Here is a 14,196-nt window from a genome sequence, read left to right as displayed (position 1 = left end):
GACAGGCGGCCCTGAGAAACAAAGGCGAGTGCGAGGCTAGCGCACGGTCTCGCGGGTGTGGGCAGTTTTGTCGTCAGGACGCTCTGCAGCTTTTCGGTCAAAATCAGGCTGCGTCTCTTCCTTGACCTCGGCCTCAAGCCAGCCGACGACGGAGAGGACAAGAAAGGCAGATCCGACTGCGAAAGCCGCAATGATCCAGTGGCCAAAGCCGAGGGCGAGGCCAATGGCACCGGCCAGCCACAGACTGCTGCCGGTCGTCAGGCCCTGAACCTGTCCGCGCGCGAAGATGATGGTACCGGCGGCCAAAAAGGCGACACCGGCGGTGACGGCTTCGACGACTCGCAATGGGTCGATCTGGACCCGTTGGTCGAAGAAGCCTTTCATATAGACGCTTTCAAGCGAGATGATCGCAAAGGTGCAGGCGGCAAGGCACACGAGCATGTGCGTCTTGAGCCCGGCCGGGCGGGCTTTCGCCTCGCGCTCGAAACCGATGAGCGCGCCCATCATCAGAGACCCAAGCATGCGCGCGAAGATGACCTGATAAGGAATGTGGGACGGCGGAAACATGTCTGCTACGATTTGCTCCATGCGAAACCAACGCGAACGCTTCGCATTGGTTCCACCGGTCGGCGCCGCCTTCCGCCCGGTGAGCGGCGCCTGCGAGCGGCCTGTCCCTGCCCGCTCGTTTCGGTGAGGCTTGGCCTTAGTTGCCGAGGGCTACGAATGCGGCATCCAGCCGTTCCTGCGCCTTCTTCGGGTTTTTGGCGCCCTTGGCTGCGGCGAGATTGGCGGGGCTGTCGCCGACCTGAACGACGCCGACCATGCCCATGCCATAGTGCGGCGTGCATTTCACGCCGTAGACGCCGGGGGCGGTGAAAGTCACCTTGTAGTTTTCGTTGATCTTGCTCTTGAAGGCTTCGGCACCATCCGGGATCATGCCCTTGATCGTTTCGACATTATGCCCCTTGTCGGTCGGGATGAAGGTAACCGTGTCACCGGTCGCAACCTTCAACGACGCTGGTTCAAAAACCATCGCGCCGTCCTTGCCCTTGTTGAGCATGTGCACTTCGAAATCCGCGGCGGTTGCGGGCGCAGCGACAAGCATCGCCGCCATTGCGAGGCCCAATCCGCTCTTGATTGCTTTCAACATCGTCTTCTCCGTTTGACCGAGCAGCCCGTGCTTGGGTTGTTCGCCGCAGTGATAGTCCGAAGGCGGCGCGTCCAATTTGATGCGCGTCAAATTGGACGCGGTTTCCCGCTGCGGCGAATTGACAATACATAGGAGTCCTATATAGATGCCCACATGGCAACGGACACGAAAACATCACCAGCAATCATCGACCGCATCGGCGACGGGTTCGCGCGGATCGCGACGGCCATGCGCACCGAGGCATGGACGGCTGCCGACGTGATCGGCCTGAACCCGACGCAGCTGCAGATCCTGATCTTCCTGGTGGGGCGTAGCAAAACGGGCATGCGGGTCAAGCAGATCGCCGCCTATCTCGGCGTCAGCCAGCCGACGGCGACGGATTCGATCAACGCCCTGACGCGCAAGGGTTTCGTCGAGAAGCTTGCCGATCCGTCGGACGCCCGCGCCGTAGCGGTGGCCGCGACCATCGAAGGCGAGGCGGCCGTGCGCCGCGCCGGCATGATCGCATCGGCAACAGATGATGCCTTCGCGTCGCTGTCGGCGCTCGAACAGGAAGACCTGCTGCTGCATCTCGTCAAGATCATACGCACGCTGCAGCTGTCCGGCGCCATCCCGGAACAGCGCATGTGTGTGAACTGTCGATACTTCCAGCCGAACGTCTATCCGGATTCGAAAGAGCCGCACCACTGCGCCTTCGTCAACGCACCATTTGGCCAGGCCGCATTGCGCATCGATTGCGGCGAATACGAACCGGCGGACGCGTCAAGCCAGGCAGCCGCCTGGAAGATCTTCAACCGCGGTGCGGCCTGAGGCCGGGACAAGATGCGATGAAGGACACCAGCCGCCCATCATCTGTTTCGACCGATGCACGGGGCGCTGCCACGCCCAAGCCTGCAGACGTCTGCACCAAGACAAACTTCTTCGGGACCAAAGAAACCAGCGCACTCAAACGTGCTTTTTTGGCCCCGATGATGTCGGCGCCGGTCCGTCGACTGCCATCGGCGGACCGGCATTTTCTCCCTCCACGCAAATAGAAAGAGAAAACCATGAGCAGAATTAATCTAGTTGACCCCAAGACGGCAACCGGCGCCAGCGCAGAACTGCTGGGCAACATCCATGCGGCCTTCGGCGCGACGCCGAACATGTTCAAGGCGGTGGCCAACTCTCCGGCAGCACTTGCAAGCATGTGGAGCTCGTTCGGTGCCCTCGGTAACGGCCGGCTTGGCGCCAAGCTCGGCGAGCAGATCGCCGTCGCCGTCGCCGACCGCAATGATTGCCACTATTGCCTGGCTGCCCACACGGCGCTTGGCCGCAAGGCCGGCGCGACCGCGCAGGAAATGGCCGACGCCCAGCGTGGCCACTCCAGTGATCCGAAGACGGCGGCGGTGCTCTCGTTTGTTCGCGTGCTGGTAGAGAGGCGCGGCCAGGTGTCGGATGCCGACATCAAGACATTACGCAATGCCGGCTTCGACGATCAGGATATCGTCGAAATCATCGCCCATGTGGCGCTCAACCTCTTCACCAACTACGTCAACGTGGCGCTGGCCGTGCCGGTCGATTTCCCCGGCGTCAAGCTTGTGCGCGAAGCTGCCTGAGAACCCGCCGGGCAGGTGTGCCTGCCCGGCCCCTCCCAAAGGAATGGCCTCATGATTACCGCTACACCAAACCAGGCGCCGGAACTGGATGTCAGCAACTGGTCCAACACCACTGTGCCGCTCAGCCTCGGCATGTTGCGCGGACGCGTCGTCTTCATCCACGCCTTTCAGATGCTTTGCCCCGCCTGCGTGTCACACGGGCTGCCGCAGACCCAACGCGTGCAGCGCCTGTTTCGCGACACCGACCTTCAGGTAATCGGTCTGCACACGGTCTTCGAACACCACGCGGCGATGGGGCCGGAGGCTCTCAAGGCATTCATCCACGAATACCGCCTGACCTTTCCGATCGGTGTCGACGCTGCATCGCCCGAGACGCCGATACCCAGCACGATGCAGCGCTACGGCATGCGCGGCACGCCCACGACCATCATCATCGGCCGTGACGGAACCGTTCGCCACCATCGCTTCGGCATCGAAGACGATCTCCTGGTTGGTGCATGGCTGGCAACAGCCCTTACAGAACCGCTGCCGGCAACGACGGCGCCGCTGGACCTCGCCGGCTGCACGACTGACGGCTGCGCAATTCCCGATGAGATTTCACGTCGAATAGAGACAGGAAAATGATGACACTGAGATCGGCCCAGGTGATCAGGCATGTTCATTTCGAGGATCTCGGCACCTTTGCCGTTCCCCTTCGCCGCGCTGGCTACGAGATAGAGTACCGCGATGTCGGAACCGCCGATTTTCTGGATTTCGCGCCGGATGCCCCCGACCTCGTCGTGGTACTCGGCGGCCCGATCGGCGTCTATGAGGACCAAGCCTACCCGTTCCTGCAGCGGGAGATCGATGTGCTGGCAGCGCGGTTGGAGACAGGCCGGCCGACCCTCGGCATCTGCCTTGGCGCGCAACTGATTGCGCGCGCAAGCGGCGCGCCGGTCTTTCCGTCCGGGATCAAGGAGATCGGTTTCGAGCCGATCAGCCTTAGCGAGGCTGGCCGCGTTTCTCCGCTTCGCCATCTGGGTGGAGTGCCGATGCTGCACTGGCACGGCGATACCTACGATCTTCCCGCCGGCGCAACTTTGTTGGCGTCGACCTCAAAGACCGTGCAGCAGGCGTTTTCGATCGGCAGCACTATTCTCGGGCTTCAGTTTCACCCCGAGGCGGAGACGGGCGCAGCGTTCGAGCGATGGCTGGTGGGCCATGCCTGCGAACTAGCGGCGGCAAACGTCGACATCGGAAAACTTCGCGACGATGCCGCGCAGTTCGGGGCGTCGCTGGCGACCGCCGCCGGCACGATGATGACGGCATGGCTGGAGCAATTACATGCGGCCTGACCAAGCAAAGCCGATCGCTCTCGATGCACTGCTGGTGGGCGAATTGAGCGCCATCGACGAACGCGGGACGCCCAGCGGCATCGACAAGAAGCCCGTCTCCGGGACATTGCACCTGTCGGCGACCGGATTCGTTGGCGATCATCAGGGCGATCTCAAGCGGCACGGCGGCATCGAGAAGGCCGTGCATCACTATCCCGCGGATCATTATGTCGCGTGGAGGTTAGAGCTCCGGTCGGCAACGATCCTCGATCTCCCGGGAGCGTTCGGCGAAAATCTGTCGACATCCGGGCTGACGGAAGACGACGTTGCCGTTGGAGATCGGTTCCGCCTGGGGCGTGCCTTGCTCGAAGTCAGCCAGGGACGGCAGCCTTGCTGGAAGCTGAACAGGCGCTTTGGGCTGACCGACATGGCCCGCCGTGTCCAGCAATCCGGACGCACCGGATGGTACTACCGCGTGATCGAGGAAGGACGCGTTTGCGTTGACGATGCCCTCGTCATGGTCGAGCGTCGATGCCCCACCTGGTCCATCCGGCGGCTCTGGCATTATCTCTATGTCGACACGATGAACCAGGACGCTCTTCAGGAGATTGCCAATCTCGATTTGCTGCCGACGAGCTGGCGCGACTATGCGACAAAGCGGTTGGCAACCCGGAAGGTCGAGGATTGGACGCGGCGTCTTGAGGGCCACAACGAAGGTTAGAATGGCCAATCGGGCTTCCCTGCCCGGCAAAGGTGGAAACCCGCTCAGTGTTAAAGCGTGTCGCGATCTCCAGGATTCGCTTACTGTGCCTTAAGCTCTTGTTTTTGCGCATGTCGTTATCGCAAAACCGCTGCGCACTTTGGCGCGACATGCTTTAGGCGGTTTTCGCCGCAGCCCTGGAGCGGGATCGACGTGCCAGTCGTTGCGCGACCTGATCGGCAACGAAGATGGCATGATCGTTGACCTGCGGCAGTCCCATCAACTCGCCGAATGTGCCGCGAGCCAGCGGTCCAGCGATGAAAAGCGTTTCCTCGCTTTTTCCATCACGGTTGGTGGCGCGGCTTTGTTCGTCGCAGGCAAGGCCGAGGCCGACCATATCCAGTTGCAAATGGCCGGCGTCTGCCAGATCGGCCAGCCAGTTCTGGCTCCTGAGAATGCCTGTATGCGCCGGACCGGTCGTGATCACGCATGCGTCGAACAGCATTTGCTCGCGTTTGCCGCTGTGGCGGTGACGAACCGCGGCGGCAATGGTCTCGCCGTCGTGGTCTATCCCCCCTATTGATCCTCCAAGAACCCGCACGTCGCCATGCTCAAGCCCTTCTGCAATGACAGCGTCGATCTGCGGCGCGACGCGGAAGCGGTGCACATCCCAATAGGGACGCAGGTGGCGAACAAGTCGTTTCCGTTCCGCAACAGGGAGTGCGCGCCAGATGTCACCACCCTGGGTGCGCAAAGCATCGAAGACGGCGTGCCAACTGCGCCCCTCCGCAGGGGCCTGGTGCAGCGCGATGCGCACCCGGCGCAGCAGCGACCGGGCCGTTTGCGGCGGATCGGTGACGAAGTCTCCGAACGGCTCCTGCGCGGTTGTCGCGTGCCCCCTCGACCGCAACCCTCTGCGGGAAATGGCTGTGATCGGCCCGCGGTGGCCGCAGCACCTGAGCGAGGCGATGACATCGGCAGCAGTCAGGCCATTGCCGATAACGAGCACACGATCGTCTCCGCGGATCACGGACAGGGCGCCTCGCAATGTCGAATCGGCGACATATCGCGGGTGACCGGCCAGCACTTTGGCAATGTTTTGAGGAGCGCAGGGTGCCGGGTGAGTCGTCGCGACGATGGCGATGTCGGCCAGTATGTCAGTTCCTCCATCCGTGTTGACCCGCCACTGGTCGCCGACACGGACGATCTGACCCACCCGTTCGCGACAGTGATGGACCTGATCGGCTTTCAGATGCGGAGCGATGAAATCGCTGACATAGCGGCCGAAAACTGCGCGTCGCGGGTAGAGGTTGCCGTCTTCGGCAAGCGCGCCCGGATCATCGCGCGGCTCGCCTTCAGCTGCCAGCCAACGCAGGAAATCGTCCGGATCGTCAGGTATGAGGCTCATGCGCGCCGCCGGCACGTTGATGCGGTGGGCCGGATCGGCGGTATCGTAGGCAAGGCCGGCCCCTAGCCGCGCCCTCGGCTCGAAGACGACGATATCGACCGCTCGTCCGGCCGTGTTCCTGGCGAGGTTGGCCGCCAGCGCCGCGCCGGTAAATCCCCCGCCTATGATTGCCACAACCGGTCGATGGGATCGGTGCGTCACGATTGCGAGACCTTAAGCTTCGGCCTGTGGTCTCCGGCGATGGTCTCGCCGAACGGGCCAGTATTGATCGATGTTTCGCGCGCGGGAACCGAGTGGCCGAGCGGCAGGTTTGGCAGCACCAGTTCGCCGAACCGATAGGCCTCCTCCAGGTGCGGGTAGCCGGACATGATGAAGGTGTCGATGCCGATCTCGCGGTACTCTTCCATCCGCGCCTTGACCTGATCCGGATCCCCGACCAGTGCGGTGCCGGCGCCGCCGCGCACGAGACCGACACCGGCCCAAAGATTGGGCGCCACTTCGAGCTTGTCGCGCCGGCCGCCATGCAAGAGGCTCATGCGGCTTTGACCTACCGAATCCATGCGCTCGAACACCTTCTGTGCGGCGGCGATCGTCTCGTCATCGACATATTGTATCAGGTCGTCGGCCGCCTGCCATGCTTCCTTTGCCGTCTCGCGCACGATCACATGCAGGCGGATGCCGAAAGTAACCTCTCGGCCCTCGGCCTCGGCCAGCGCGCGCACTTCAGCAACCTTCTTGGCGACATCTTCTGGCGGCTCACCCCAGGTCAGATATTTGTCGATCGTTCTTGCCGCCACCTCCTGGCCCTTGCCGGATGACCCGCCGAAATAGAGCGGCGGATGCGGCGTCTGCACCGACTGAAACAGCAGCTTGCCTCCTTCGATGTCGAAATGCTCTCCCTTGAAGGTGACGTCTTCGCCGCGAAGCACGGCTTTATAGACGGTGAGAAACTCCTCGGTGACCTCATAGCGCTCAGTATGCGACAGGTGGATGCCGTCGCCCTTGTTTTCGGTCGGGTCGCCGCCAGTGACGACATTGATCAGCAGCCGCCCCTCGGACAGCCGATCGAGGGTGGCCGTCATTCGGGCTGCAAGCGTTGGCGAAAGCAAGCCAGGCCGAACAGCGATCAGAAACCGCAGCTTTTCGGTCAACGGCGCGAGCGCCGACGCCACGACCCAGCTGTCCTCGCAACTGCGGCCGGTGGGTATCAACACGCCGTAATAGCCCAGAGAATCGGCCGCCTGGGCGACCTGTTTCAGATAATTCAGATCGACATTGCGCCCTCCCCGCGTCGTGCCGAGATAGCGACTGTCGCCGTGGGTGGGCAGGAACCAGAGAACGTTGATTTTGTCAGGCGTGTTGCCCATGCGAACTCTCCTCGAACACAACAGATGGCATGCGGCAAACACGGCCGACAGCAAAAAATATAAACTCTATAAAATTTATTGACAATGAAAAATCCGACGATCATTTTTAAGTAGAGGAAAAATTTTTCCCGGATTGCGGTTTCACGACCGGGAAGCAGTTCAAATTTTTCGAGGATATTGCCATGAACATCGCTCTTACCGCTTCCAGTGCATTCACGACGCCCGGTCAGGCGGTCAACCGCCCCGTCCCTGTCACGCCATCCGAACTGAAATCTGCAATGCGCAACCTGTCGGGCGGCGTCTCGGTCATTACTGCCGGTATCGGCGACGACCGCACCGGAGCGACAGTGACATCGGCAACGGCCCTTTCGGTCGACCCACCGACGATGATCGTCAACATCAACCGGACGTCATCCACCTGGCCGGCGATCGAGCGTTACCGGCACTTCTGCGTCAACATCCCGGCAAGCGAGCAACAGCACGTGGCCGAGCGGTTCGCCGGCTTCGGCGGCCTCAAAGGTGCCGCACGCTACGGCGGCGCTCACTGGCGGACACTCGTCAGCGGCGCTTCTGTCCTTAACGGCGCGCTCGCCGCGATCGATTGCGAAGTCGAGGAGATCATCGAACGCCACAGCCACGCCATCATCCTGGGACGGGTCCTGGCGATTGCCACAGGCGCAGGCGAGCCGGTTCTCTATCACGGCGGCCGTTACGGCAGCTTTCAGCCGTAACGGCAGACGACCGTGTTCGCGTAGGCAAAGAAGATGCCCAAACAGCCGAAGTTTGGAATGGCTTCATACCCCGTCGCACAAACGGGGTATTTTTTATCTCTATAAAATCCATGTGTTTTGAGATTATCGATGCAGGCTCCACGACGGGGCCATCGGCAAACCGTTGAGGAGCATGGCAATGACAATCGCAAGACGCACCCTTTTGGTATCAACCGCAGCGCTGCTTTTGGCGACGCAGGGATTGTTCGCCGCCCAGGCCGCCGACGCCACGCTGACCATCGGTTATCAGCCGATCGTCGAGCCGTCGCGCGTGCCGCAGGCCGATGGCACCTACGAGAAGGTGACCGGCGCGAAAATCAACTGGCAGAAGTTCGATGGCGGCGCTGATGTCATCGCGGCGCTTGCATCCGGCTCGATTGATATCGGCTATGTCGGCTCGTCGCCGCTCGCGGCTGCGGCCAGCCGGGAACTGCCGTTCGAAACCATTTTCGTGGTCGGCCTGATCAGCGACGCGGAAGCCCTGGCCGTCAAGGGTATAAGCAAGCCGGAAGAACTCGCCGGCAAGAAGATCGCGACCCCCTTCGTGTCGACCGCCCATTACAGTCTGCTGACGGCGCTGAAGCATTGGAACATCGATCCGAAGTCGGTCGAGATCCTCAACCTGCGCCCGCCGGAAATCGCGGCCGCCTGGCAGCGCGGCGACATCGACGGCGCCTATGTCTGGGATCCGGTTCTGTCCGAAATCAAGAAAACCTCGACCGTGCTCGCCACCTCCGCCGACGTTGCCAGGTGGGGTGGCCCGACCTTCGACGCCTGGATCGTCAGCAAGAAATTCGCCGAGGAGCATCCGGATATCGTTACGGGTTTCGTCAAGGTGACCGGTGATGCCTATGCCGACTACCGATCCAACCCTGATGCCTGGGGCGCCACTTCGACGCAGGCCGAAAAGATCGCGCGCTTGACGGGCGCCAAGCCCGAGGACGTGCCCGCTCTCCTTAAGGGGTATTATTTCCCGTCTCTCGAGGAGCAGGCGGCATCTGATCTTCTCGGCGGCGCAACGGCCAAGGCCATTGCCGAAACCTCTGCCTTCCTGCTTGAGCAGGGAAAGATCCCGGCAGTTCTTACTGATTACGGCCCCTATGTCTCGGGACGTTGGGCGCAGGAAGCCGCCAAGCTCTCGTTCTGAGCAAAGTCGTATTGGCAACCGATGGGTCGGCGGTGCACTTGATACGCGCGCCGCCGACCTATCCATCGATCCACGTCGCAGATTATGGGGCCGCACAATGTCCGTGCTTTCGCTTGAGAATGTCTCGTTGCGCTACACGCCTGGCGAAGGGCGATCGCAAGCGCCGCTGGTTCTGGACCAGATCAATCTGGATGTTACGGAAGACGATTTCGTTGTGGTTATCGGCAGATCCGGTTCGGGCAAGACAAGCCTGCTCAATCTGGCTGCCGGCTTCCTGGCGCCAAGCAGTGGTCGGATCGTGCTCGATGGCCAGCAGTTGTTCGGACCGGGGTCCGATCGCGCCGTGGTCTTTCAGGACGACGCGCTTTATCCATGGCTGAGTGCGATCGAGAATGTCGCCTTCCCTCTGCGCCTCCGTGGCGTCGGGAAAGAGCAACGGCTGAAAGAAGCCCGGTCTCTGCTCGAGCGCGTCGGGTTACCGGATGCGGCCGACCGCAAGGTCTGGGAGCTTTCCGGCGGCATGCGCCAACGGGTCGGCATTGCAAGGGCCTTGGCCGCGCGGCCTCGGTTCTTGCTGATGGACGAGCCGCTCGGCGCATTGGATGCGTTGACGCGCGTGCGCATGCAAGGCTTTCTCTTGGACATGTGGAAGTCGAGCCGCGCCGGCGCGCTGCTCATCACGCACAGCATCGATGAAGCCTTGATGCTGGCGACGCGGATCGTCGTGCTGACCGCCAACCCGGGTCGGATCGCAAAAATCATTCCGGTCAACTTTGGCCGAGACTATCTCTCTGGAATACCTCAATCCGAGCTGCGCGCCTCTGCCGAGTTCAGACGGCTGCACGATGGCTTGACCGGCCTCATTCATTCCGAAGACCAAGGTATTGCAGCATGACCCTTTCCCTGGAAACGGCGTCCACCGACCTGGAGTCAGGTGGCGAAATCGATACAAAGCCGCAGCGTGCACTACCCATTCTGTGGATTTCGGCCGCAACGGTCGCCGCGCTGGTCGGCCTTTGGGGCCTTGTCTCGCTCTATGGGCTGGTGCCGCCGCTGTTCCTGCCATCGCCGCTCGCTGTGCTTCGGGCGTTGGGGGGCCTGGTCGTGACGGGCTTTGTCGATGCGACGCTGGCCCAGCATGTCGCCACCAGCCTTTCGCGCATCTTCGGCGCGCTTGGCGTCGCGCTGGTCCTCGGTGTGCCTGCCGGCCTAACGATCGGCACCAGTCGTTGGGGCAAGGGCATACTCGATCCGATCGTCGAGTTTCTCCGCCCGCTGCCGCCCCTTGCCTATCTGCCGCTCGTCATCATCTGGCTTGGTATCGGCGAGGCGTCGAAGATCGCCGTGATTGCGCTCGCAATGCTGCCGCCGATCATTCTCTCGACGGCTTCAGGCGTCAAATCTGCCTCGGCCGACCATATCAATGCCGCACGCGCCTTTGGCGCTTCGAGATGGCAGCTGCTGCTCCAGGTGATCTTGCCAAGCGCGTTGCCGTCCGTGCTCACTGGAATGCGCATTGCGCTCGGCGCCGGCTGGTCGACGTTGGTTGCCGCCGAGCTTGTGGCAGCGACACGCGGCCTCGGTTTCATGATCCAGTCGGCGGCCCAGTTCCTGGTCACCGACATCGTCATTGCCGGCATCGTGGTGATCGCCGTCGTCGCCTTCCTGTTCGAAGTCATTGCGCGACTTATCGAGCGGCGGCTGGTGCCGTGGGCGGACCATCGTTGACGGACAGGCGCCGCCTTTCCTATGCGGACTTCTGCGTCACCCGGCGCCGCGTCGCGATCAACCGTGCCGCCGCATAGGTCTGGGTAACGATCTCGGGCACCAGATCGATATCGGGCAGGCTGCCGAGACCCAATGGCCCGATCGCGTAAAGATTGACAGTTGGGTGGCCGTCCGAAAGCACTTCCCCCGCCGGGCTGACGGCGAGACCGAGCCCGAGCTCATCCGGCTGCGCCAGACCGCCGGCAAAGAGATTCTGAATGACCGGTGCCTTGAGGTCGGGCGCAGAACAGCGACAGTTGATGACCTGATCGGCTTCAAGCAGATCCTCCTGCAAGGCTCCGGCCCAGCGAACCATAAGCCCATCCGCCCGCCGCCGCCCAGCCCATCCCTTGCGCACGACAGTGCGGTCATCGGCCAGTTCCTGCTGCAGTCGCAGGTGCAACGGTGCCGGCAGGCGATTGCGGTGGCTGTCGTAAATCGAGCGCAGATGGCGGTTGAACTGGCGTTTCTCCTGTTCCGGCAGCGCCTGCCACAGAGAACGCGCACGGCGCCGCAGTCCGTTCATCGCCGCCTGCCAGCTAAGACCGTTGGCTTCCGCATCGACGCAGGCCCGCCGGACGAAGCGGACGATGTCGCGAAGCCTCGTCGGCATCGGATCGACCGGGAAAGTCGGTGCCGCTGCCAGCCGCGTGTGCGACTGCGGCAGGAAACCATGCCGCGATACGATGGTGATCTCGCCGGCATAGCCGTTGTCGCGCATTTGCAGCAGACGATCGACGACACGCACCCCGCTGCCGAGCAGCACCGCATGACGGGGAACGACCAGACGCCGCGCCCTCACCAAGGGGCGCTCCGCGTCCACAACCTCCATTTCAAGCGCGCGGAGGCCGAATCCTGTCGCGAGCACGGCAACATCGCATTCGATCGAGCCTTCCTCCTGCAGCACCGAGAAACGCCCGGACGGCAGTTTCCGCAGCCCCAGCACAGCCTGGCAGGAGAGCTGCATCGAGATATCCAGTCGCCGCGTCAGCGCCTCTGAAAAACGTTGGTAGACATAGTCGCTGAAGATGCTCTTCGGCACGAAGATCTGCTGGAATCCCGGAATGGCTGCAGAGACGGCCGAACGAAAATCCTGGTTGGCACAAAGCCATTCGTTGAAATCCTCCGGCTGGCCTGCGGCCACCGACAGATCGCGCACGCGGCTGTTGAGGATCTCTCCGCTCTGGGCGGCGGCCATGACCTGCCCGCCGCTGATGGTCGGTTGCGGATCAAAGAGATGAACATGAAATGCGGTGCGCACCGACTTCATCAGCGCGATCGCCATCATGATTCCCGAGAAGCCGCGACCGATGACAGCGATACGCGGCTTTGCCGGAGGACCGTCACTGTCTGGCGAAATCTTGGCGAACAATCCGTGGACAGTCATGGGAACTCCCTTGTGGTCTGGCTGCGGTCAGCCGGCAAAGTTTGAAACGCATGGCTGTTCCGATCCCGAACATGGACCGGACCTTGGGGTATCGCTCGGCACGGAGATCGGCCGCTGTTGTGGCTGATACCTGCAGTGTCGGGGAATGGTGCCGCCAGCCGCGCCGGCCGGCGAGTAGGTATCCGTTGTTCTGGCTGGCCTGGCGCCTCGGCACATGGTCATCCCTATACGGCATACTCTATAAAATTTATGCGCTATTAAAACGCGAATTGGCGCGGACATCAAGCTCTTTGTGCCGCGCCTTCGTTTCTGGCCGGCAAGCACAGGATGTGGCAGACTGATATCTATCGCCCCGCGGCGTAGCTGCTTTCCCGCTTTTCACCGACTTTGGCAGCGTTCGCCTGGGGCTGTTCGCGCCGCGCGATACCGTTGAGGACCGTCAGCAGATCGTAGCCTCGCGACCAGCGACCGAAACCGCTGGCAACGTTGATGTGCCCGGCGTGACCGAGGTCGACGAGCCGACTGCCCCAGCGGGTCGAGATGTGGCGCAGGCGATCGAAAGACATATAGGGGTCGTTGAGGCTGCCGACGATCAGGCTCGGAAAGGGCAGCGGCTGCTCCGGCATGGCGCCGAACTCGATCGAACCGGGATGAAGCCGCTCCGTAACATCAAGATCGCAGGGCGCCACCAGAAGCGCGCTTCTGATCTGGCGCGCCAGCGGTCGCCGCGCCAGGCTGGCAACGAGTATGCAGCCCAGGCTGTGCGCCACAACGTCCACAACACCGTGACGGAGAATGGCCTGTTCCAGCGCCTCGCGCCATCGCTCGAGCACCGGGTGGTCCCAGTCATCCTGCTCGACCAGGGCCGCCCTCGGCTGGTCGTCCAGCCAATGACGCTGCCAGTGCCCCGCGCCTGAGCCGAAAAGACCTGGAATGATCAAGGTTTTTGCCATGGTATCAGCCTCTTGCGACACGGTCCAAGTGACGGCATGCCCACCATCCGTCGGTCAAACAAATCATGAGGCAATTATGCGAAGGCGCATGGCGCGAGGTAAGCAAGGAATGTTCAATATCTATAAATTCTATAGCATAACTTTCTTCGGTCTCGGATCGTATCGCCGAAATCACGATATCCGCCGCGGAACAATGCTTGAGGCAGAGTGTTTCTTTTGACGCGTATCTCAGCGAAATCAGTTTCGTTTTGGGGCCCCTTGTAGTCAAAAAATTGCGTTGTTGGTGCCGGCGAAATTGATAGTTTGATCTGACACTTCGATGGCGAGTGCGATCGAAGCTTTGAGGGATGGTGCTGTGTTCGGCCAACTCGACAAGCCGGGCGAAGAGCGGCGAGGTTGCCAGCGTGTCGGATAGGTTCGATCCGACCAAGCGGCGCTTCGACGGCACATTGTCGAGTCTGGTTCGAGCTCGATCGGGCGATCGATGGTCTGGCTGAAGACAGGCTGGTCGATCTCATATGGGGACCGCTTCGGTTTGACCGGGCGCATGGAAGAGGTGAGCTGGATTTGAGTGCGCATGGCCACAACAGGCGCTGGCGGTTTCGCCAGCCGAGTGTGCTTCCGGGGTTCGGTCTGGCG

General features: G+C 62.0%; 16 protein-coding genes. 9 read left to right on the top strand and 7 right to left on the bottom strand.

Going from position 1 to position 14,196, the window contains the following annotated elements; genetic code table 11:
- Positions 1-36 precede the first annotated feature (36 nt).
- Together BC363_RS24205 and BC363_RS24200 are read right to left on the bottom strand one after the other, a co-directional pair.
- On the bottom strand, positions 37-588 hold the full coding sequence (locus BC363_RS24205; protein ID WP_065785515.1) for an MgtC/SapB family protein: 552 nt from the start codon (positions 586-588) through the stop codon (positions 37-39).
- A gap of 115 nt (positions 589-703) precedes the next feature.
- On the bottom strand, positions 704-1,114 hold the full coding sequence (locus BC363_RS24200) for a pseudoazurin (protein ID WP_065785530.1): 411 nt from the start codon (positions 1,112-1,114) through the stop codon (positions 704-706).
- Positions 1,115-1,303: 189 nt separating this feature from the next.
- On the opposite strand from BC363_RS24200, the gene BC363_RS24195 reads away from it, so the two are divergent.
- The 5 genes from BC363_RS24195 to BC363_RS24175 all read left to right on the top strand — a co-directional run bounded on the left by BC363_RS24195 (position 1,304) and on the right by BC363_RS24175 (position 4,779).
- Positions 1,304-1,960: a MarR family winged helix-turn-helix transcriptional regulator gene (locus tag BC363_RS24195; protein ID WP_065785516.1), complete on the top strand. Its 657-nt coding sequence runs from the start codon at positions 1,304-1,306 to the stop codon at positions 1,958-1,960.
- Positions 1,961-2,196: 236 nt separating this feature from the next.
- A complete protein-coding gene (locus BC363_RS24190) occupies positions 2,197-2,745 on the top strand; it encodes a peroxidase-related enzyme (RefSeq protein WP_065785517.1) in 549 nt (182 codons plus the stop codon).
- A gap of 51 nt (positions 2,746-2,796) precedes the next feature.
- Entirely contained in the window at positions 2,797-3,369 is a 573-nt protein-coding gene (locus BC363_RS24185; RefSeq protein WP_065785518.1) for a redoxin domain-containing protein, read from the top strand.
- Entirely contained in the window at positions 3,369-4,079 is a 711-nt protein-coding gene (locus BC363_RS24180) for a glutamine amidotransferase (protein ID WP_141690416.1), read from the top strand. Before BC363_RS24185 ends, BC363_RS24180 begins: the two co-directional genes overlap by 1 nt.
- Complete coding sequence (locus BC363_RS24175; RefSeq protein WP_065785519.1) at positions 4,069-4,779, top strand: MOSC domain-containing protein; 711 nt, start codon at positions 4,069-4,071, stop codon at positions 4,777-4,779. The genes BC363_RS24180 and BC363_RS24175 overlap by 11 nt, the downstream gene beginning before the upstream one ends.
- A 154-nt stretch (positions 4,780-4,933) precedes the next feature.
- Here the strand turns inward: BC363_RS24175 and BC363_RS24170 are convergent, their stop codons facing one another.
- A complete protein-coding gene (locus BC363_RS24170; protein WP_065785520.1) occupies positions 4,934-6,370 on the bottom strand; it encodes an FAD/NAD(P)-binding protein in 1,437 nt (478 codons plus the stop codon).
- Positions 6,364-7,533, bottom strand: coding sequence for an FMNH2-dependent alkanesulfonate monooxygenase (gene ssuD / locus BC363_RS24165; RefSeq protein ID WP_065785521.1), 1,170 nt, complete (start codon positions 7,531-7,533; stop codon positions 6,364-6,366). Before ssuD ends, BC363_RS24170 begins: the two co-directional genes overlap by 7 nt.
- A gap of 182 nt (positions 7,534-7,715) precedes the next feature.
- Here ssuD and BC363_RS24160 point away from each other — a divergent pair, with 182 nt between their 5' ends.
- The 4 genes from BC363_RS24160 (at position 7,716) to BC363_RS24145 (ending at position 11,178) form a co-directional block, all read left to right on the top strand.
- The gene (locus BC363_RS24160) at positions 7,716-8,264 is read left to right on the top strand and encodes a flavin reductase family protein (RefSeq protein WP_065785522.1); all 549 of its coding nucleotides are present in this window, start codon (positions 7,716-7,718) and stop codon (positions 8,262-8,264) included.
- 178 nt (positions 8,265-8,442) lie between these two features.
- Positions 8,443-9,450 (top strand): taurine ABC transporter substrate-binding protein, encoded by a 1,008-nt coding sequence (gene tauA, locus BC363_RS24155; RefSeq protein ID WP_065785523.1) that lies wholly within the window; start codon positions 8,443-8,445, stop codon positions 9,448-9,450.
- A gap of 97 nt (positions 9,451-9,547) precedes the next feature.
- Entirely contained in the window at positions 9,548-10,345 is a 798-nt protein-coding gene (locus tag BC363_RS24150; RefSeq protein WP_065785524.1) for an ABC transporter ATP-binding protein, read from the top strand.
- Positions 10,342-11,178 (top strand): ABC transporter permease subunit, encoded by an 837-nt coding sequence (locus BC363_RS24145; RefSeq protein WP_065785525.1) that lies wholly within the window; start codon positions 10,342-10,344, stop codon positions 11,176-11,178. Before BC363_RS24150 ends, BC363_RS24145 begins: the two co-directional genes overlap by 4 nt.
- Before the next feature lie 19 nt (positions 11,179-11,197).
- On the opposite strand, the gene BC363_RS24140 is transcribed toward BC363_RS24145, so the two are convergent.
- From BC363_RS24140 to BC363_RS35715, 3 genes are all read right to left on the bottom strand, one after another.
- On the bottom strand, positions 11,198-12,604 hold the full coding sequence (locus BC363_RS24140; protein ID WP_065785526.1) for an FAD/NAD(P)-binding protein: 1,407 nt from the start codon (positions 12,602-12,604) through the stop codon (positions 11,198-11,200).
- A gap of 344 nt (positions 12,605-12,948) precedes the next feature.
- Positions 12,949-13,557 carry an alpha/beta hydrolase gene (locus tag BC363_RS24135; protein ID WP_065785527.1) on the bottom strand — a complete coding sequence of 203 codons (609 nt, stop codon included), beginning with the start codon at positions 13,555-13,557 and terminating at the stop codon, positions 12,949-12,951.
- 264 nt (positions 13,558-13,821) lie between these two features.
- On the bottom strand, positions 13,822-14,196 hold a 375-nt coding region (locus BC363_RS35715), incomplete at its 5' end, for a hypothetical protein (RefSeq protein ID WP_210183665.1).

This window comes from Ensifer sp. LC384 (assembly GCF_001695865.1).
GTDB lineage: Bacteria > Pseudomonadota > Alphaproteobacteria > Rhizobiales > Rhizobiaceae > Ensifer.
Note: the sequence above shows the minus strand (reverse complement) of the source record. Positions and strands in the feature narration are given on the sequence as shown.